The sequence below is a fragment of the Streptomyces sp. NPDC088124 genome (genome assembly GCF_040685895.1).
Taxonomy (GTDB): domain Bacteria; phylum Actinomycetota; class Actinomycetes; order Streptomycetales; family Streptomycetaceae; genus Streptomyces.
The window spans coordinates 56,089-75,489 of record NZ_JBFBJB010000013.1 but is presented as its reverse complement, the minus strand read 5'-3'; the positions used below and the strand labels follow the sequence as shown (position 1 = coordinate 75,489).

General features: G+C 72.6%; 18 protein-coding genes. 8 read left to right on the top strand and 10 right to left on the bottom strand.

Going from position 1 to position 19,401, the window contains the following annotated elements; genetic code table 11:
* Nucleotides 1–3: 3 nt before the first annotated feature.
* On the bottom strand, nt 4–927 hold the full coding sequence (locus tag AB0P17_RS12995; protein WP_365810331.1) for a GNAT family N-acetyltransferase: 924 nt from the start codon (nt 925–927) through the stop codon (nt 4–6).
* Between the two features lie 116 nt (nt 928–1,043).
* On the opposite strand from AB0P17_RS12995, the gene AB0P17_RS12990 reads away from it, so the two are divergent.
* A complete protein-coding gene (locus AB0P17_RS12990; protein ID WP_365810329.1) occupies nt 1,044–1,418 on the top strand; it encodes a GntR family transcriptional regulator in 375 nt (124 codons plus the stop codon).
* A gap of 63 nt (nt 1,419–1,481) precedes the next feature.
* Here AB0P17_RS12990 and AB0P17_RS12985 read toward each other — a convergent pair whose 3' ends face one another.
* The 4 genes from AB0P17_RS12985 to AB0P17_RS12970 all read right to left on the bottom strand — a co-directional run bounded on the left by AB0P17_RS12985 (nt 1,482) and on the right by AB0P17_RS12970 (nt 5,538).
* Nucleotides 1,482–2,591 (bottom strand): DUF5925 domain-containing protein, encoded by a 1,110-nt coding sequence (locus AB0P17_RS12985; RefSeq protein WP_365810328.1) that lies wholly within the window; start codon nt 2,589–2,591, stop codon nt 1,482–1,484.
* Nucleotides 2,592–2,723: 132 nt separating this feature from the next.
* The gene (locus tag AB0P17_RS12980) at nt 2,724–3,533 is read right to left on the bottom strand and encodes a polysaccharide deacetylase family protein (protein ID WP_365810503.1); all 810 of its coding nucleotides are present in this window, start codon (nt 3,531–3,533) and stop codon (nt 2,724–2,726) included.
* A 107-nt stretch (nt 3,534–3,640) separates the two neighbouring features.
* The gene (locus AB0P17_RS12975; RefSeq protein ID WP_365810501.1) at nt 3,641–4,720 is read right to left on the bottom strand and encodes a glycosyltransferase family 2 protein; all 1,080 of its coding nucleotides are present in this window, start codon (nt 4,718–4,720) and stop codon (nt 3,641–3,643) included.
* A gap of 5 nt (nt 4,721–4,725) precedes the next feature.
* Nucleotides 4,726–5,538 carry a glycosyltransferase family 2 protein gene (locus tag AB0P17_RS12970; protein WP_365810499.1) on the bottom strand — a complete coding sequence of 271 codons (813 nt, stop codon included), beginning with the start codon at nt 5,536–5,538 and terminating at the stop codon, nt 4,726–4,728.
* A gap of 625 nt (nt 5,539–6,163) precedes the next feature.
* Between AB0P17_RS12970 and AB0P17_RS12965 the strand changes: the two genes are divergently transcribed.
* Nucleotides 6,164–6,973, top strand: coding sequence for an SGNH/GDSL hydrolase family protein (locus tag AB0P17_RS12965; RefSeq protein WP_365810326.1), 810 nt, complete (start codon nt 6,164–6,166; stop codon nt 6,971–6,973).
* Between the two features lie 253 nt (nt 6,974–7,226).
* Nucleotides 7,227–7,490, top strand: coding sequence for a hypothetical protein (locus tag AB0P17_RS12960; RefSeq protein ID WP_365810325.1), 264 nt, complete (start codon nt 7,227–7,229; stop codon nt 7,488–7,490).
* Between the two features lie 192 nt (nt 7,491–7,682).
* Here AB0P17_RS12960 and AB0P17_RS12955 read toward each other — a convergent pair whose 3' ends face one another.
* The gene (locus tag AB0P17_RS12955; RefSeq protein WP_365810323.1) at nt 7,683–8,465 is read right to left on the bottom strand and encodes an ABC transporter permease; all 783 of its coding nucleotides are present in this window, start codon (nt 8,463–8,465) and stop codon (nt 7,683–7,685) included.
* Nucleotides 8,462–9,541 (bottom strand): ATP-binding cassette domain-containing protein, encoded by a 1,080-nt coding sequence (locus AB0P17_RS12950; RefSeq protein ID WP_365810321.1) that lies wholly within the window; start codon nt 9,539–9,541, stop codon nt 8,462–8,464. The genes AB0P17_RS12955 and AB0P17_RS12950 overlap by 4 nt, the downstream gene beginning before the upstream one ends.
* A 64-nt stretch (nt 9,542–9,605) precedes the next feature.
* Here AB0P17_RS12950 and AB0P17_RS12945 point away from each other — a divergent pair, with 64 nt between their 5' ends.
* Nucleotides 9,606–10,346 (top strand): TetR/AcrR family transcriptional regulator, encoded by a 741-nt coding sequence (locus AB0P17_RS12945; protein WP_365810319.1) that lies wholly within the window; start codon nt 9,606–9,608, stop codon nt 10,344–10,346.
* A 41-nt stretch (nt 10,347–10,387) separates the two neighbouring features.
* Here AB0P17_RS12945 and AB0P17_RS12940 read toward each other — a convergent pair whose 3' ends face one another.
* The 3 genes from AB0P17_RS12940 to hmgA form a co-directional block, all read right to left on the bottom strand.
* Complete coding sequence (locus tag AB0P17_RS12940) at nt 10,388–11,638, bottom strand: type ISP restriction/modification enzyme (RefSeq protein WP_365810318.1); 1,251 nt, start codon at nt 11,636–11,638, stop codon at nt 10,388–10,390.
* A gap of 73 nt (nt 11,639–11,711) precedes the next feature.
* Nucleotides 11,712–12,491, bottom strand: a complete 780-nt coding sequence (locus AB0P17_RS12935; RefSeq protein ID WP_365810316.1) for a GntR family transcriptional regulator — start codon at nt 12,489–12,491, stop codon at nt 11,712–11,714.
* Between the two features lie 18 nt (nt 12,492–12,509).
* Nucleotides 12,510–13,835 carry a homogentisate 1,2-dioxygenase gene (gene hmgA, locus AB0P17_RS12930; RefSeq protein ID WP_365810315.1) on the bottom strand — a complete coding sequence of 442 codons (1,326 nt, stop codon included), beginning with the start codon at nt 13,833–13,835 and terminating at the stop codon, nt 12,510–12,512.
* 274 nt (nt 13,836–14,109) lie between these two features.
* Here hmgA and AB0P17_RS12925 point away from each other — a divergent pair, with 274 nt between their 5' ends.
* The 4 genes from AB0P17_RS12925 (at nt 14,110) to AB0P17_RS12910 (ending at nt 19,324) form a co-directional block, all read left to right on the top strand.
* Nucleotides 14,110–14,784, top strand: coding sequence for a TetR/AcrR family transcriptional regulator (locus AB0P17_RS12925; protein ID WP_365810497.1), 675 nt, complete (start codon nt 14,110–14,112; stop codon nt 14,782–14,784).
* Between the two features lie 218 nt (nt 14,785–15,002).
* Nucleotides 15,003–16,502 carry a citrate:proton symporter gene (locus AB0P17_RS12920; RefSeq protein ID WP_365810314.1) on the top strand — a complete coding sequence of 500 codons (1,500 nt, stop codon included), beginning with the start codon at nt 15,003–15,005 and terminating at the stop codon, nt 16,500–16,502.
* Nucleotides 16,502–17,866 (top strand): MFS transporter, encoded by a 1,365-nt coding sequence (locus tag AB0P17_RS12915; RefSeq protein ID WP_365810313.1) that lies wholly within the window; start codon nt 16,502–16,504, stop codon nt 17,864–17,866. The genes AB0P17_RS12920 and AB0P17_RS12915 overlap by 1 nt, the downstream gene beginning before the upstream one ends.
* Before the next feature lie 75 nt (nt 17,867–17,941).
* Nucleotides 17,942–19,324: an ABC transporter ATP-binding protein gene (locus AB0P17_RS12910; protein WP_365810312.1), complete on the top strand. Its 1,383-nt coding sequence runs from the start codon at nt 17,942–17,944 to the stop codon at nt 19,322–19,324.
* Nucleotides 19,325–19,401: the final 77 nt, after the last annotated feature.

Here is a 19,401-nt window from a genome sequence, read left to right as displayed (position 1 = left end):
AGGTCAGCTCAGCTCGCGGACATGGCGTACTTCGGACGCGCAGATCTCGTAGCCGAACCACCGGTTGACGGCCAGCATCGGGCCGTTGTCCGCGTCGTTCGACGTGAACGCCTCCTGGTAACCCGCCGCTCTGGCCCGGAGGAGGGAGTCCGTCTTGGCGAGCTTCGCCAGACCGCGGCCCCGGAAAGCGCGGCGCGTCCCCGTCATACCGGTCGCGTAGCGGGTGGCGCCGTCGGTTTGGGCCGAGGTGAAGGCCGCCACCTGTCCGTCCACCTCCACCACCGTGGTCAGCCCGCGGTCCAGACACGGGTGGTTCCAGGTGTGGTTCAGCCAGTCCTCGTAGTCGTCCAGGGCCGTCGCGATATCGCCCGGCTCGTCCGAGGACACCTCCGCGTCCGCCTCGAACAGCGGGCGCGGGTCGGCCGCGTACGCGTCGCCCGTACGGAGCACCACCCCCGCCGGGAGCACCGAGGGAAGCTCCGGCAGCGCGTCACCGGCCAGGCCGAGGCGCTGGAAGCGGGCGGAGCGCGTGGGGCGGTAGCCGTGGCGGGCGGCGAAGGCGAGGCTGCCCGGCTCCTCCAGCGCCCAGGCGTAGACGCTCGTCGCCCCGTGCGCCGCCAGATGCTCCTCGGCGGTCCTCAGGATCAGCGACCCGGCGCCCCGCCCGCGCCGCCCGGGCAGGACATGCGGAGTGACCGAGGACTGGCCGGGATCCTCGCTGTCGTAGGCGATGCCCACATGCGCCGTACCGATCACCTCACCCGCCTCCTCGGCCACCAGGAGGCGGTACTTCTTGGCTGGATTCGCGTTCGCCACCTCGAACAGGAGGGCCTTCTCCGTCACGACGACGAACGGCAGGCAGGCACGGCGCAGCGCGACAACGGCGGAGGCGTCCTCGGTGCGGAAATCACGCACAGTCACAGTCATGGAGCGTGACCCTACGTGTGTCCGCTCCCGGTCCGCCTCTTCTTTTTCCCGTCGCGTTCCGGCCAGCTCCGGCGCCCGTCCCCCGGCACCGGCGCCCCGTGGGGGAGAATCTCACCGTGACGTTGAAGATCGTGATCGACCCGGCCGCCGTGACCGCTCCGTACGAGCAACTGCGTACCCAGATCTCCGCGAAGGCCCGCTCCGGTGCCCTGCCGGTCGGGTACAAACTCCCCACCGTACGGGGGCTCGCCGAGGAGCTGGGACTGGCCGCCAACACCGTCGCCAAGGCGTACCGCGCCCTGGAGACGGACGGGGTCATCGAGACCAGGGGCAGGAACGGTACGTTCGTCGCCGCCGCCGGCGAGGCCGCCGACCGCGAGGCCGCCTCGGCCGCCCGCGCCTACGCGGAGCGTGCCCGACGCCTCGGGCTCGGCAGGGCCGCCGCGCTCGCCGCGGCGGAGGAAGCGGTACGGGCTGTGTACGCGAAGTGACCGCGCCCGACCGCCGGGCCGTCTACACGAAGTGACCTTGCCCGACGGCGTCCAGGAACCGTCTCACAGATACATGCCCGCCTCCGGGGTGTGCTGTGCCGGGACCGACGCCGGTCCCGTTCCCCGGCGCAGCGCGTACAGCTCCGCCAGCGTCGCGCCGTCCCGGCCCACCGCGGCCGCCTCCTTGTCGCCGTCCTCCCGGCCCAGCCAGGAGATCGCCTCCGCGCGGGTCAGCGAGCCGACCTCGATCCTGGCCAGGCAGCGGCCGGGACGGACCACCGCCGGATGCAGCCGCTCCAGATCCTCGTTGGTCGTCACCCCCACCAGGACGTTCCTGCCCTGCCCGAGCAGACCGTCCGTCAGGTTGAGCAGCCGCGACAGCGCCTGGCCCGCCGTGTGCTTGGCCTCACCGCGGATCAGCTCGTCGCAGTCCTCCAAAAGCAGCAGCCGCCACCGGCCCTTGGCCGAGCCGTCGTCCTCGCCGATCGCGATGTCCATCAGATAGCCGACGTCGCCGAAGAGCCGTTCCGGGTCCAGCACACAGTCCACCTGGCACCAGTCGCGCCACGAACGGGCCAGCGTGCGCAGCGCCGAGGTCTTGCCGGTGCCCGGCGGCCCGTGCAACAGCAGCAGCCGGCCCGCGATGTCGTCCGGGGTCACCTTCATCAGCCGGTCCATCGCCTCGGCCACCGGTGCGGTGTAGTTGGGCCTGACCTCGTCCCACGTGCCGGCGGTGATCTGCCGTGTCGTACGGTGCGGGCCGCGCCGCGGCGAGACGTACCAGAACCCCATCGTCACGTTCTCGGGCTGCGGCTCCGGATCGTCCCGGGCGCCGTCCGTGGCCTGCCGGTGGATCTTCTCCGCCAGTTCGGTGCTGACGGCCGTCACCGTCACATCGGCGCCGCGGTTCCAGCGGGACACCAGCAGCGTCCAGCCGTCGCCCTCGGCCAGGGTCGCGCTCCGGTCGTCGTCGCGGGCGGAGCGCAGCACGGTGGCACCGGGTGGCAGCAGGCCCGCGCCCGGCTTGACCCGGTCGATCGTGGAGCTGTGGGAGTAGGGCTGCTCGCCCGTCGTGAAGCGGCCGAGGAAGAGCGCGTCGACCACATCCGAGGGCGAGTCGCTGTCGTCGACGGTGAGCCGGATCGGCAGGGCGTCCTGAGGGTTGGGGGACATGTCGCCCATGATCCGGCACGGGGACGGCCGATGCACGGTGTTTTGGCCCCTGGCGGGGGAGCGTGCCGCCGGTGCCCCGCGAACCGGCGCGCCGCGCCGCCCCCACCACCGCCGTCACGCTCCCGGCCTCCGTCACTCCGTCAGGCCGCCCCGCCGTGCGCCGGGCGCGGCGGCGCGGGCCAAGGCCGCCGCCCGGCGGGCCCGCCGTACCAGCGCGTACCCCTTGGTCAGCGCCCGGTCCCCGGCGAACGCACGGCCGAGCGCCCGGCCCTCGACGAGCCGGCCGAACTCCTCGATCCCGGTGGTGCGCCGCACGGTCACCCGCTCCAGCGCGTACGGGCCCTGGCTCCGGCGCGCCAGCGCGTTGCCCACGGCCAGCGACTGGGTGAACCCGGCCGCGCGGACGGCGTGGCGCACCCGCCGGCTGGAGTAGCCGTACGGATAGGCGAAGGAGACGGGCTCCGCGCCCAGCTCCTCGGTGAGGATCTCCCGGCAGCGCCCGGTCTCGAAGCGCAGCCGCCGGTCATCGGTCTGGTCGAGCTGCGGATGGGTGTGGCTGTGGCCGCCGATCTCCGTGCCGGCGGCGGCCAGTTCCCGTACCTGGTCCCAGTCGAGCATGGTGTCCGGGGCGCCGCCCGCCCGGCGATCGGAGGACCCGCCGCGCAGCCACGCCGTCGACACGAAGAGCGTCGCGGCGAAGGAGTGCTCCGCGAGAACGGGGAGCGCGTACCGGTGCACCCCCTCGTAACCGTCGTCGAACGTGATCAGCACCGGGCGCTCCGGCAGCGGCTTCCCGGTGCGCCAGGCGTCGGCGAGCCGTGCCGTGGTGACCGGGGTGAAGCCGCGCGCGCCGAGCAGCGCCATCTGCGCGGCGAACGCCCGGGGCGGGACGGAGAGCGCGCGGGTGGCGGGTGCGGGCCGGTCCGTGACGGCGTGGTACATGAGGATCGGTACGCCGCCCGCGGAGCCCGGGGCGCCGGGGTCCGGCGCGGACGCGGGGCCGGAGGGGCCCGGCGCGCGGCGCGGCGCGGGGCCCCTCCTCCCCATGGTCATACGGCCGCCTCCCACCGGCCGCGCAGCTCCTCGGCGGCGCCGGGCCCCCTCCGTTCGATGGGCCCCGACGTGAACGCCACGGACCCGCCCCGGGTGCGGTAGCGGCCCACCAGATAGCCGGCCGCCGTGGTGGCCACCCCCGCCACGATCGCCCCGGCGCGGCCCAGACCGCCGGGCCGCCCCCGCACCGTGTCGCGCAGACCGCGCGCGATGCCCGCCGGAAGCACGCGGGTGGTGTAGCGGCGCTCCGACGCGAGCCCCTTGCCCGCCCCCACGCTCCTGGCGACCAGTGCCTTGGACAGTCCTTCGGCGTACGTCCGCGTACGGAAGTAGCCGAACCGCTCGCGGGCCGCGGGGACCCGGTGGTGGATGACGGCGCGGTCGTCGATCAGCAGCACCGCGTCCGGTACCGCCTCGGTGAGCCGGATGCACAGCTCCGTCTCCTCGCAGCCGAGCGGGCGCCGGTCGCCGTCGCGCCCGATGCCCGTCGCGAAGCCGCCCGCCGTGTCGAACGCGCTGCGCCGGAACGACGCGTTGCCGCCGAGGACGTTGCGTACCCGGACCACACCCTCCGGCAGCCCCCGGTACGTACAGCCGACGACCCAGTCGAACTCCTCGGGGAACCAGGCGGGCCTGCGCCCCGAGGCCCACGCGGGCATCGTCCGCCCGCCCACGGCCAGGATCCGCGGATCGTCCCCGTACGCCTCGTCGAAGCGGCGCAGCCAGTCCCGTTCGGCCACGGCGTCGTCGTCGAGGAACGCCACGAACGCGCCGCGGGCCACCGCGATCCCGGTGTTGCGGCCCGCCGAGAGGCCGCGCGGCCCCGCGTTGGCGAGCACCCGCACCTCGCCGCGCGCGGCCCGCTCGGCGTAGTGCGCGGTGAGCCGCGCCAGCAGGGCCGGGTTGTGGTCGACGACGAGCAATGTCTCCAGGGCCGGCAGCGACTGCCCCGCCACCGAGTCGACCGCCGCGAGGATGTCCTGCCAGCGGTCCTCGGTGTAGACGCAGACGACCACCGTGAACGGCCGGTGCCGCGAGGCCGCCGCACCACCGCCGTGCGCCGGGTCTTCGGTCACGACGCTCACGACGCCTCCCCGCGCGGCGCCGCGGGGACGCTGATCCGCAGGGCGACCGGGCGGCGGCGGTTCGAGCGGGGCACGCCCCGCTCGCGGAGTATCACCCTCAGGACGCGCAGGCCGTCCCGGACGGCTCTCAGATTGCTGACCCCGTGGATCCGGTCGTACTCGTGGCTCGGGATCTCCTGCACCTTCAGTCCGGCCTTGACGACCCGGATGTTCATCAGGGTCTCGACCTCGAAGCCGGTGCAGTCCAGGGTGATCTCGTCCAGGCAGTGGCGCCAGAAGGCGTTGTAGCCGTAGCAGAGATCGGTGTAGCGGGCGCCGAACTTGGCGTTGACGACGGCGCAGAGCACCCGGTTGCCGAGCTTGCGGATCGCCGTCATGTCGTCCGTGCCGCCGCCGTTGGCGAACCGCGAGCCCTTGGCGAAGTCGGCGCCGGAGACCAGGGCCGAGACGTAGGAGACGATCTCCTGGCCGTCGGCCGAGCCGTCCGCGTCGACCATCACGATGATGTCGCCGGTGCATGCGGCGAAGCCGCTGATCAGGGCGTCCCCCTTGCCCTTGCCGCGCTGGGCGACGACCTTGACGTCCGGCCGTAACGCGCGGGCCACCTCGATCGTGCCGTCGGTGGAGTCACCGTCCACCAGGACGACTTCGTGGATCCACTCGGGCAGGGTCTTGAAGACGTACGGAAGGTTCTCCGCCTCGTTCATGGCCGGTATGACGACGCTCACCGGTGGAGTGATCGCGAGATGCGAGGAGATCGGCCGGTACGCGAGCCGGTCCTTCCGCTCGCCCTGCTGTTCGATCTGGATATGCCCCTCGGCCTGGCTCCGCTGTTCGACCGGGAGCCGGGCCGGAATGTCCAACGGATCGTCACCCGGTATCGCCGGGCGCAGAAACGCGCTCACAAGACTTTCCCTCTCGTCCGGTGGACCGCCCACCCCCGGGCGGTCCCGCTGTGTTTCCGGTTCGAAAGGGGGGTTCTCACCCCGCCATGACGGCATGGCGCATGGCACTCCGTGCTGGACGGGTGAGCTGTGGAACTGGTCGCGCGGCCCGCGACTCGGCAGCGCGGAGCGCGGTCACCGAGCGCGGCACCCCCCTACCGCGCCCCGCACCGGGAGCCATCGCGACGCTTGAAGCCCTCCCCAGGAGCCGCTTGCATGATGGACCGATGCGGGTGGATGTACGACGGTATTGATGATTGGGACTGTATGGCAAGAGCTGGAACCTCGGCACGGGTTTTTGCTTCTTTGGCCGTACTTCGCCGGTCACACCCGGAACATCCCTGATCGGTTCCGCTCAATTCTGCATGCTCCGTGTACTCATAACGATCCAAGGGAAACTCTCACCGTGCGTTCTTGGCATGGACACTTCCAGTGAAGTGTCGCTGCTGGTACGACAGTTGTGGCAGAAATCCTGCTAAGGAGAGGTTCTATGAAACTGGCCCGAATCACGGCATTCTCATCCTCGCTCCTCCTCGGTGCCGTCCTCGCCCTCACCGGGGCATCGGCGGCCTCGGCCGCCGAGTCGGCCGCCGCCGTCGACTACGTGGCGCTCGGCGACTCGTACTCCTCGGGGGTCGGCTCCGGCGGGTACGACAGCGCCAGTGGCGCCTGCAAGCGCACCCCCAGGGCCTATCCGGCCCTCTGGGCCGCCGCGAACTCACCCGCCTCGTTCGCCTTCACCGCGTGCTCGGGCGCCCGTACGAGCGATGTGACCGCCAGTCAGCTCGGGCCGCTCAACTCCTCCACCGACCTCGTCAGCATCAGTGCCGGCGGCAACGACGCCGGATTCTCCGACGTCATGACGGTCTGTGTCCTCCAGTCGGAGAGCGCCTGCCTCAACCGGATCGCGCAGGCCCGCGCGTTCGTCGACTCCACGCTCCCCGGCAACCTCGACACGGTCTACACGGCGATCAGATCCAAGGCCCCGTCGGCGAGAGTCGTGGTCCTCGGCTATCCCCGCTTCTACCAGCTCAAGGGGACCTGTATCGCGGGGCTGAGCGAGGCGAAGCGGGCCGCGATCAACAGCGCGGCCGACTATCTGAACGCCGCGACCGAGAAGCGCGCCGCCGACCACGGCTTCTCCTACGCCAGTGTCTCCACGGCCTTCACCGGCCACGAGATCTGCTCCAGCGCCTCGTGGCTGAACAGCCTGAACGTGCTGGACATCGGCGAGTCCTACCACCCCACGGCCGCCGGCCAGTCCATGGGCTACCTGCCGGTCTTCACCTCGGCCGCGTGAGCCCTTCCCGTACATCCCTTCTGTTGAGCCCCTTCCGCAAGGCCCTCGGGGAGGCCCCGGCACGGGTCCCTCGCACGGGTCGCTCGCGACCGGGCGAACTGTCCAACTCGCCCTGAATTAAGACGGATCGGGCCGTGTCCATTCCTCCCCGTACGAGTGTGGTTCTGCCCGAAGGCGGGATACACGGGTGTCCTGAAGGGACGATAGGGTTAACCTGCCCGGACCGGGTGCCCTCGTACGGGTGGGGAGTGGAATGAAACAGATAACGGTGCACAGCAGGGCACGAATCCCTGCGATCACCTGCGGGAGCAGCGCGAGCAGTTCGCGCCTCGACCGCCATCTCGCGGTGCTCGGCGGTCCCGCCGTGCCACAGCGGGAGACGGTCGAGGCGACGCTGCTGATGCGGGAGCTGACCGCACGGGACAGGTCGGAGACACACACGAGGAAGGGCGCGCGGGTCTCGCTCTTCGCGCCGCTGCGGCGGCTGCGCCGCACGCTCTTCGGCAGCCGCCGCTGACCTTCACGGTTCAGGCTGCTCGCGGTACCCCCGCGCTCGGACCACCCGCGACCGTTCGGTGGGCCGGCCGAGTGCAGGCTGCCGCCTTCCTGTCTCCTCCTCCGTCCCCTCCGCGGCGGCCCGGCCGGTGAGTCCACTCCCCGACACCGGCCCTGGCCGGCCGCGGTCCCGAAGGCGGCTCGTGCCGCCGCCTCACTCCCCGCCCCTCGCGTAGCGCCGTACCACCAGCGGTACGAACAGGGCCAGCAGCACCAGTGACCACAGCAAGGATCCGGCCACCGGATGCGCGGCGGGCCAGGCGGCGTCCGGCACCGGGGCGGCGTTGCCGCACAGATCCCTGACCGCCGCCGCGACCGCGCTGATCGGGTTCCACTCGGCGACCGTACGCAGCCAGCCGGGCAGCCCCTCCGCCGGGATGTACGCGTTCGACAGCAGCGGCAGCACGAACGTCGCGGCGCCGAGCTGCCCCGCGATCTCCTCGTTGCGGACGAGCAGCCCGATGTACGTGCCGATCCACGCGGTCGCGAACCGGAAGAGCAGCAGCAGCCCCACCGCGCCGAGCGCGCCCGTGGCGCCGCCCTCGATCCGCCACCCCACCGCCAGCCCCACCAGCAGCAGCGGCACCATTCCGGCGAGCGTGGTCAGCAGATCCGCCAGGGTCTGGCCCAGCGGTACCGCGACCCGGCTCATCGGCAGCGTCAGGAAGCGGTCCGTGACGCCGCGCTGGGCGTCGTACGACGCCTGGAACATGCCCGTCATCAAGCCGCCCGCGGCCGTCGCCGCGAGCAGTCCGGGCACGAGGTACGCGCGGTACTCCTCGCCCGGCATCGCCAGCGCGCTGCCGAAGACGTAGCCGAAGAAGAGCAGCATGTTGACGGGCATGGTCTGGGTGAGGATCACCACGCCCGGGGCGTGCCTGATCCGCTGGAGGTGGCGGCCCAGGACGGCGCCGCTGTCGTAGGCGAGCGTGCTCATGCGGCGTGCTCCTTCGGGACGGACGTGCCGGACGCGTCGGACGTGCCGGACGCGGGGCGCGTGGGGGGTGCGGGGCGCGTGGGGGGTGCGACGGAATCGCGGCTGCGGTCGGTCAGGCGGAGGAAGACCTGGTCCAGCGTGGGCGGCCGCAGGCTCACGTCGACCACCGGCACGCCCGCCGCGTCCAGTTCCCGGACGATCCGGGGCACGGTCAGCGCGGGGTTCATGGCCACGGCGCCGACCGTACGGCGCTCCCGGTCGAGGACGGGCTCGGCGCCGGTGAGCTGGTCGAGCACCCTCGCCGCGGCGACCAGCGCCGCGTCCCCCGCGTCTCCGGTGGCGGCCGCCGTCGGCTGCGCGAGGACGACCTCCGCGTACGAGCCGATGCTCGCCTTCAGTTCGGCGGGTGTGCCGTGGTGGGCGGCCCTGCCCCGGTCGATCAGCACGACGCGGTCGGCGAGTTGGTCGGCCTCCTCCAGATACTGCGTGGTCAGCAGGACGGTGGTGCCCTCGGCGGCGAGCGCGCGCACGGCGGCCCAGATCTGGTTGCGGCTGTGCGGGTCGAGCCCGGTGGTCGGCTCGTCGAGGAAGAGCACCCGGGGACGGGTCAGCAGGCTCACCGCCAGGTCGAGGCGGCGCCGCATCCCGCCGGAGTAGGTCCGTGCGACCCGGGCGGCGGCGTCCGTCAGCTCGAAGCGCTCCAGCAGTTCGTCGGCGCGCGCCCGGCCCGCCGCGCCCCTGATGCCGAGCAGCTTGGCGAAGAGCCGGAGGTTCTCCCGGCCCGTCAGCTCGCCGTCGACACTGGCGTACTGACCGGTCACCCCGATCGCGCGGCGCACCGCGCCCGGCTCGCGCACGACATCGTGCCCCGCCACCCGTGCGCTCCCCGCGTCCGGCGTGGTGAGTGTGGTCAGCACCCGCACAGCGGTCGTCTTGCCCGCGCCGTTCGGCCCGAGCACCCCGCAGACGGTGCCCTCGGCGACCGCCAGATCCAGCCCGCGCAGGGCGGGCACGCCACCGGCGCCGCCGTAGCGCTTCTCCAGACCCTCACTAAGTACAGCGTACGTAGTTGTCATGCGGCTCACCATAGCGCACTACGTACGGTGTACGTAACTAGGATGGTGGGCGAGGTGATGATCCATGGCGGGGCGACCTGCTGAACCCGAAGTGATCTGGGCCCGCCCCGAGCGGGCCGGGCGCGGGCCGAAGGCGGCCTACAGCCGCGCCGACATCGCGTCCGCCGCCGTCCGGATCGCCGACGTCGGCGGCATCGGTGCCGTGACCATGCGGCACGTGGCGGCCGAGCTGGGCTGCGGCACGATGTCGCTCTACAACTACATCCCGCGCAAGGAGGACCTGCACGAGCTGATGGTCGACGCGGTCGCGGGCGCGTACCCCCTGCCCGAGGAGCCGTCCGGCGACTGGCGCGCCGACCTCACCCACCTCGCGTACCGCGCGCGCACGATGATGCGGGACCACCCCTGGATGGCGGGGCTGATGTCGAGCGCCTACGGATTCAGTCCGAACGTGATCAGCTTCCTGGAGTACAGCCTGCGCTGCCTGGACGGGCTCGACCTCTTGTACGGCGAGAAGATGGAGCTGGTCGCGATGGTCAACGGGGTGGTGACCACCTACGTGGCCAACGAGCTGCACACGGCGGAGCGGGTGCGGGCGCTGCCCTGGTCCGCGGAGCGCGAACACGAGATCCGGATCGCGTACATGGTGAGCGAGCTGTCCTCGGGCCGTTACCCGCGGCTGTCGGCGGCGCTGGCCGAGGACTCGGGCCCCATCGACCTGGACGCGGTCTTCGACCGGGCGCTGAGCCGGGTGCTCGACTCCTTCGCACCGGCGGCGGAGCGGAAGGGCGGCCGACGGTCCTGAGGGCGTGAGGGCGTGAGGGCTTGAGGTCCCGACGAGGGACCCTAGACGAGGGCGAACTGCCCGTCCGGGCCCTCCTCGTGGTGGTCGAGCACCGATGCCGGGCGGCGGGCCGCCGCCCGGACCGGCAGGACACCGGCCGCCCGCAGTTCGGCCCGCCCGATGGCCGCTCCGGCTCCGGCCTCGGCCTCGGCTTCGGCGAGCAACCTCCGCCGGAGCGGCCGGACTTCCGCGAGCAGCGCCAGGACCGTGATCAGCTCCAGCAGCTCCGAGGTCCACTCCTGGGGCCAGCCGGCCGGCCCGATCGCCTCCAGCGTGCCCGGCACCGGCGGATCCGTGTGCCGGGCACGGCGCTCGAACCACAGCTCCAGCACCCGCGCCCCGCCGACCGTGAAGTCCCAGGCCCCGGCCGGTACGGGCGAGATGCGGCCGGTGGCGCCGACGCACAGCGCCTCGTCCACCGCGTCGTACGTCAGCGAGTCGGGCCGGTCCGGCACGGCTGCGCGTACGTACGGGCGGCGCCCGCCGGGCAGCCGGGGGCGTTCGCCGCCCCGCGCCCCGCGGAGCTGGATCCCGGTCATCCGCCGCCCCAGCTCCACCCCGGAGTCCCAGACACCGGGGTCGGCCGTGAGCGGCACCACGCACCCGGCGGGCGAGGGGACGGCGGTGGCCACGGCCCACGCCAGCACGTCCTCGGCACCGGCCGCCCGGCCGAGACGCGCCGCCAGCAGCTCCGTCAGCCCGGGGGCGAGATTGGGCTCCCCGCCGCCGGGGCGCCGGTAGAGCGGCCGGATCCGGCCCGGCCGCCCCGCGGGGGAGTGGCCGTCCGGGAGGACCGCGCTGACCAGCAGCGCCGGTCCCGGGTCGCCCTGGGGGACGTACCCCTGCTCCACCGCGAAGAGCTGCCGGGCGTCGGCGACGCGCCACAGCTCGGGGCGCGCCGCGTCGATCAGCCGGTGGTCGGGGATCAGCCACTGCTCGTCGAACGGTCCGTGGGCCACCCGCAGCGGCTCCGGGCAGCGCCCCGTCTCCCGCGCGAACCGCCCGGTGCCGGTGGCCTGCCCGGGCAGCGCGGCCACCGCGCTCTGCGGTGTACGGGCCCGGGTCACCCCGAACAGCGCCTCCCGCTCGGCGCCCTCGGCCCGTACGAGCCGGTCCCAGCGGGCCGTCAGCGAACCGGAGTCCGGCGCGAGCACCCACGGCCGCCCCAGCCGCAACGGCGGCGTCGACCACGGCATCAGCTCGCCGAGCAGCGGGGCATCCCCGAACGCCGCGTCGGCCCGCGTCGCAGCCATCCCCGGACCCTCCCCGTCGCCTCTCTCCCGTGTGCCGTCCGCGAAAGCGTAACCGCCGCCGGTGCCGACCGGATCAGCGCGCCGGAGGTTCACCCGCAGGACCGGTGTCCGTCTCCACGGTGACCGAGAAGGAGAACCGGTCGCCCCGGTAGCGGATCCTGGCGACGTCCACCACCCGGCCGCCCTCGTCGTACGTCACCCCCGTGTAGTGCAGGATCGGGCTCAGCAGCGGCACCCCCAGCAGCTCCGCCGTGACCGGGTCCGCCAGCCGGGCCTCGACCGTGTCGGTGATCCGGCTGATCCGTATCCCCCGGGTGTCGCGGAGCACCTTCGTCATCGGCCAGCGCTCCAGGTCCGCGACGTCGAGCCGTGCCGCGACCTCCGGACGCACCGCGTTCTCCGCCCAGTTGACCGGCTCCCCGCTCTCGCCGTCGCGGCGCAGCCTGCGGTACGTGACCACCTCGTCCAGCCCGGGGAAGTACTCGGCGAGTTCACCCGGCACCGGGACCGGGCCGTGGTCCAGGACCGTGGTCAGCTCGCCCGACTGCTGCGCCACGATCGCGTCGACCGAACCGAGGAGCCGGCGCGGGGCGCCCCGCCGCGCGCCCGGCTCGATGAAGGTGCCGCGCCGCCGGTGCCGGCTGATCAGCCCCTCCTCCTCCAGCTCCTTCAGCGCCTGGCGCATCGTCAGCACACTGACCCCGTAGTGCGCGGCGAGCTGCTCCTCCGTGGGCAGCCGCAGCGGATCGTGCGGACGGCGGCCCAGTATGGAGGCGCGCAGGGACTGCGAGACCTGGTACCACAGCGGCAGCTTGCGGTTCAGGACCAGTGAGTCGGGGGCGAAGGCGGTCACCGGTGAACTCCCAGCGGGTCAGGGCCTGAAGTGGCGCTCAAGACCCTGCCACACCTCGTCGTAACCCCGCTGGAGATGCGCGGCCCGCGCCGCCTGCCCGGCCAGCGTCACCGGCCAGCGCGTCTCGAACATGAACGCCAGTCCGTCGATCCTCTGCGGCCGCAGCTCGGCGGCGCTCGCCCGGTCGAAGGTCTCCCGGTCCGGGCCGTGCGCCGACATCATGTTGTGCAGCGAGCCGCCGCCCGGCACGAACCCGCCCTCGCCGGCCGTCTTCGCGTCGTACGCGCCCTCGATCAGGCCCATGTACTCGCTCATCACGTTGCGGTGGAAGTACGGCGGCCGGAACGTGTCCTCCCCGACCAGCCAGCGCGGCGCGAAGACCACGAAGTCGACGCCCGCGAGCCCCGGGGTGTCGGACGGCGAGGTCAGCACGGTGAAGATCGAGGGGTCGGGGTGGTCGTAGCTGATGGAGCCGATCACGTTGAAGCGCCGCAGGTCGTAGACGTACGGCACATGGTTGCCGTGCCAGGCGACGACATCGAGCGGTGAGTGGTCGTAGGTGGCCGACCACAGGTTGCCGCAGTACTTGCTGATCACCTGGGTCGGCCGCTCGATGTCCTCGTACGCGGCGACGGGTGCGTGGAAGTCCCGTGCGTTGGCCAGGCCGTTGGCCCCGATCGGGCCGAGGTCGGGCAGGACGAACGGCCGCCCGTAGTTCTCGCAGACGTACCCGCGCACCACGTCGTCCAGCGGCTCGACCCGGAACCGCACCCCGCGCGGGATCAGCGCCACCTCGCCGGGGCGGGCGGCGAGCAGGCCCAGTTCCGTACGGATCAGCAGCCCGCCGCGCTCGGGGACGATCAGCAGTTCGCCGTCCGCGTCGCTGAACACCCGGTCCGTCATGGGCGCGTTGGCGTGGTAGAGGTGCACCGCCATGCCCGAGCGCTGCGCCGCGTCCCCGTTGCCGCCCAGCGTCCAGAGGCCGGCCAGGAAGTCGGTGCCGGGCGGCGGCTCCGGCAGCGGGTTCCAGCGCAGCCGGTTGGGGTCGGGGACGGACTCGGTGAACGGGGCGCCGCGCACCGCGCCGTTGTCGATCCGCACGAACGGCGGATGCGCCGCCGAGGGGCGGATGCGGTACAGCCACGAGCGGCGGTTGTGGCTCCGGGGCTCGGTGAAGGCGCTGCCGCTGAGCTGCTCCGCGTAGAGCCCGAGCGGCGCGCGCTGCGGTGAGTTGTGGCCGTGCGGCAGCGCGCCGGGCACCGCCTCCGAGCTGTGCTCGTTGCCGAAGCCGGGGGAGTGGCCGAGGTCCGTGGCCGCCTTCCGTGTCTGTTCGATGCCGCTCATCGTCCGCTCCCTGGTCGAGGGGGTTCCCGTTGGTCCGGCGGGACCGGGCCCGGGTGGGGCTCCGGTCCAATCCTATGGACAACCGTAGGATTGAGCGACCGGCACGTCAACGGGGCCGCGCGGCATCATGGACCCCGTGTCACACGACCGTACGAACGAACAGTCCGCCGTCCCCTCCGCCTTAGCGGGCGCCCCGGGTCATCCGAGCGCCCCGGGTGCTCCGAACGTCCCGGGATCCGCGCCCGCCGCGGCCGCCGCGGGCGCCGCGGCCGCCGTGCCGCCCGCCGCCCCGCCGCGGCGGGGCCCGGCACAGACCCTGCGCAGGGTCCCCGTCCAGCGCCGCAGCACGGAGCGGCTCGCCCGGATCCTCGACGCCTGTGCCGTACTCCTCGACGAGACGGGGTACGAAGAGCTCACCACCCGCGCCGTCGCCGCCCGCGCGGGGGTCCCCATCGGCTCCGTCTACCGCTTCTTCGGCAACAAGCGCGCCATGGCGGACGCCCTCGCCGTCCGGAACCTGGACCGCTACGCCGCGCAGGTCACGGACCGGCTCGGCCGGCTCGACGCGCGGGACTGGCGCGGCGCGGTCGACGCGCTGCTGGACGAGTACCTGGCCATGAAGCGCACCGTGCCCGGCTTCTCCCTCGTCGACTTCGGCGCCCAGCTCCCGCTCGGTGCCGGCCGCCGCGCGCCCGTCCGGGATGCCGCCGCGGATGGCGCGCCGGACGACGATCCCAACCACCGCGTCGCGCGCCGCCTCACCGGACTGCTCGCGGGACACCTCGGCCGGACCCCGGACGCGGCGCTGCACCGTACGGTGCTGGTCGCCGTCGAGGCCACCGACGCGCTCCTCCAGCTCGCCTTCCGCGCGGACGCCGCGGGCGAGCCGGGGATCGTCGCGGAGACCAGGGAACTGCTGCGCGGCTATCTCGCGAAGTCGCTCGACTGAACCGCCGACCCGCGCCGGCGCACCGCCCCACCCGGCCCGACGCACCATCCTGTCCGGCCCGATGCGCCGCTCCGTCCGCCCCGGCACCGCTGTGACCTGGGGTTTTGCTCGTATTGCTCGCATGTCAACATCTTGTTAACGCGTGGAACGCCGCCTTAACGTCATCCGCACCGCCGCCCCCGGCGGCAGTTCAAAGGTGAACGTGAGGGGCCTTTCCCATGCTGACCATCCTCGGCTTCGTCATGATCGCCACCTTCCTGGTGCTGATCATGATGAAGAAGATGTCGCCGATCGCGGCACTGGTGCTCATACCCGCACTCTTCTGCGTCATTGTCGGACAGGGCGCACAGTTGGGCGACTACGTCATCAAGGGCGTCGGCGACCTCGCGCCCACCGCCGCGATGCTGATGTTCGCCATCGTCTACTTCGGTGTGATGATCGATGTCGGACTCTTCGACCCGATCGTCCGGGGCATCCTGCGCTTCTGCAAGGCGGACCCGATGCGGATCGTGGTCGGCACGGCGGTGCTCGCCTCGATCGTCTCGCTGGACGGCGACGGCTCCACCACCTTCATGATCACCGTCTCCGCGATGTACCCGCTGTACAAGCGGCTCGGGATGAGCCGGGTCGTCATGACCGGCGTCGCCGCCACCGCCAACGGCGTGATGAACACCCTGCCGTGGGGCGGCCCGACCGCCCGGGCCGCCACCGCGCTCAAGGTGGACGCGGGCGAGGTGTTCGTCCCGATGATCCCGGCGCTCGCCGTCGGACTGCTCTGCGTGCTGATCCTCGCTTACGTGCTCGGCATCCGGGAGCGCAAGCGGCTCGGCGTGCTGACGCTGGACGAGGCGCTGAAGACGGAGACGGTCACCGAGACGGAGCCGGGATCGTCCGGGGCGTCCGGGGCGTCCGGCTCGTCCGCGACGAAGATCGAGCAGCTTCTCGTGAAGGCCGGAGGCGGCGCGGGCACCGGCGCCGGCGCGGGCACCGGTACGGCCGCCACCGCCACGGCGGACGGCCCCGGCCACGCGGGCGACTCCGCCCATGACGGTGCCGACGCCGACGACGACGAGGGCTTCCAGGGGCTCGACCCCAACCGTCCCACCCTGCGCCCCCGCCTCTACTGGTTCAACGCCGGGCTGACCGTCGCGCTCCTCACCGCCATGATCATGGAACTGATGCCGATCCCGGTGCTCTTCCTCCTCGGCGCGGCCCTCGCCCTCACCGTCAACTACCCCAACATGGCCGAGCAGAAGGCCCGTATCGCCGCCCACGCCGACAACGTCCTCAACGTCTCGGGCATGGTCTTCGCCGCCGCCGTCTTCACGGGGGTCCTCACCGGCACCGGGATGGTCCAGCACATGGCCGACTGGCTCGTGGGCGCCATCCCGGACGGCATGGGCCCGCACATGGCGATCGTCACCGGTCTGCTGAGCGTGCCGCTCACGTACTTCATGTCCAACGACGGCTTCTACTTCGGCGTCCTGCCGGTCCTCGCCGAGGCCGGCGCCGCGCACGGTGTCTCCCCGCTGGAGATCGCCCGCGCCTCCCTCGTCGGCCAGCCGCTCCACATGTCGTCCCCCCTCGTCCCCGCCGTCTACGTCCTCGTCGGCATGGCGAAGGTCGAGTTCGGCGACCACACCCGCTTCACCGTCAAATGGGCCGCGCTCACCGCGCTCGTCGTTCTCGCCGCCGGGGTAGTCTTCGGCATTATCTGATGAACGAAACCCCAGGACACGATGTGCCGCCCGGTGGGAGAAGCTGGCTCCTGCGCCTCGTCATCGCCTTCGGGTTCGCCCAGGGCGCGGTGTCGATGGCGCGGCCGGCGGTCTCCTACCGGGCGCTCTCGGTCGGCGCCGACGAGCGTGCCATCGGCGTGATCACCGCCGTGTACGCGCTGTTGCCGCTCTTCGCGGCCGTACCGCTCGGCCGCAGGACCGACCACGGACGCTGTGTCCCCCTGCTCGTCACCGGCGTCGTCCTCATCTCCGCGGGCTGCGCCCTCAGCGGCCTCGCCGGCTCTCTCGTCGAACTCGCCGCCTGGAGCGGGGTGATGGGACTCGGCCACCTCTGCTTCGTCATCGGCGCCCAGTCGATCGTGGCCCGCCGCAGCGCACCCGCCGAACAGGACCGCAACTTCGGCCACTTCACCATCGGTGCCTCGCTCGGCCAGCTCGCGGGCCCCGCCGCGGCCGGTCTGGTCGTCTCCGGTCAGGGCGGCGCGATGGCCCGTACGAGCGCGCTCGCCCTGCTCGTCGCCGCCACCGTCGCAGCGGTCTCCTTCACCGCGCTGTGGCGTGTCGAGCCCCGTACCTCCGTCGCCGCCCGGGACCGGAGTTCGGGACGGGTCCCCGTCCACCGCATCCTGCGTACCCGGGGTGTGCCCGCCGGGATCCTCATCAGCCTGGCCGTGCTCTCCACCACCGACATCCTCACCGCCTATCTGCCGGTCGTCGGCGAGGAACGGGGCATCGCGCCCGCCGTGATCGGCGCGCTGCTCAGCCTGCGCGCCGCCGCCACCATCGCCTGCCGTCTGGTGATGACCCCGATGCTCCGCCTGGTCGGCCGTACGGTCCTGCTCACCGCGACCTGTCTGCTCGGCGGGCTGCTGTGCGCGGGCATCGCCCTGCCCGTACCGGTCTGGGGGCTCGCGCTGATGCTCGCCGCGCTCGGCTTCTGCCTCGGCGTCGGCCAGCCGCTGTCGATGACGACCGTCGTACGGGCCGCCCCCGACGGGGCGCGCTCCACCGCGCTCGCGCTGCGCCTCACCGGTAACCGCCTCGGGCAGGTCGCCGCCCCGGCCTCCGCCGGTCTGGTCGCGGGCGTCGCGGGCACGGGTGCGCCGTTCCTGATGCTCGGCGCGCTGCTGGTGGGCGCGGCCGCCCTCGGGCCCCGGAAGCCGGGCGCGACGCACGACGGGAGCACAGGCGGCGGCACGAACGGGCGCGCGAGCGGGAGTACAGGCGGGGTTACGGGCGGGGTTACGGGCGCAGGCGCGAGCGGGGGTACGGACGGGGGCACGGGCAGGGGGAGTGCGAGCGGAGTGGAAGCTTCGCGCGAATCATTCCCTGACCGCGCGTAGTCGGCTAACTTCAGGCGTTCGCGGCCGCTCCACCCTCGCACCCGCTCCACCCTCCTCTTCCGGGCGGAACCATTCATGACTCGCGCCATATCCCTGCACAGCGTCAGCAAGGCATACGGACGGTCGGCCCGCGCGGTCGACCGGTTCTCGCTCGATATCGCACCCGGTGAATTCCTGGTGCTCCTCGGCCCGTCGGGGTGCGGGAAATCGACCGTACTCCGCATGATCGCGGGTCTGGAGGACATCACCGAGGGAGATCTCTTCCTCGACGGTGAATATGCCAACAACATGCCGCCGCGGGAACGCGAAATGGCCATGGTGTTCCAGAACTTCGCGCTCTATCCGTCCATGACCAATCGAGAGAACATCGGTTTTCCGCTCAAGCTGGAGAATCCGCGCGAGGACCGCACCGAGCGCGTCGAGGCCACCGCGAGGATGCTCGGCATCGAGAGCGTCCTCGACCGCTATCCGAATCAGCTCTCCGGCGGCGAGCGCCAGCGCGTCGCGATGGGGCGGGCCATCTCCCGGCGCCCCTCGGCCTTCCTGATGGACGAACCGCTCTCCAACCTCGACGCCAAGCTCCGCAGCCATCTGCGCGCCGAGATCGCCCACCTCACCGCCGAACTCGGCGTCACCACCGTCTATGTGACGCACGACCAGGCGGAGGCGATGTCTCTCGGCGACCGGGTCGCGGTGATGCGCGGCGGGGTCCTCCAGCAGGTCAGCGCGCCGCGCGAGGTCTACGCCCTGCCGGAGAACGTGTTCGTCGCCGCGTTCATCGGCACCCCGCGCATCAACCTGCTCCAGGCCGTCGTCCACGCGCCGCTCGACGGCCTGATGTCGATCGACCTCGGCCGCCAGCGGCTGCGGCTGCCCGAACCCCTCAGCTCCGACCACCAGTTGCTCCGGATCCAGCAGGGCCGGCAGATCATCGTCGGCCTGCGTTCGGAGGCGGCCAGGATCGCCCCGCCCAGCCAGGCCCGTTCGGGCGAGGTGGCGCTGAGCGGCATCGTCGAGCACATGGAGTACCAGGGACACGAGGCGCTCGTCCATCTGAACATCGGCTCCCGGCCCGCGGTGGTGGCCGATCTTGAATCGCCCCGCCCGAAGTCCGCCGTACGCCGCCGCAAGAACGGCCCCGGTCTCCTGGACCGGCTGCGCGGCCGGCCGGCCGCGCGGGGCGCCAACGGCCCCGGCGCCAACGGCTCCGGCGTCAACGGCTCCGCTCCCGGTGTGGCCGTCGACGAGCCGCTGACGCGCCAGGAGCCCGCCGCCCACAGCCCCGAACGCGCCGCCATCGCCGCGAGCGACCTGGTGGTCCGCACCGGCCCCGACATGCGGCTGCGGACGGGCGCGCAGGTGCCGCTCCTGGTCGATCTGGCACACCTCTACGTCTTCGACGACTTCGGCCGGCGGATCTGCCCCGCACCGAGGGACCAGCCCGGACTCGACGCCTGACGCGTCCGGACCCGGCGGAGGACGCCGTCAGGAGCCCGGAGAGGGGCCCGGGGGAGCCGAGGACGCGGGGGCGCGGA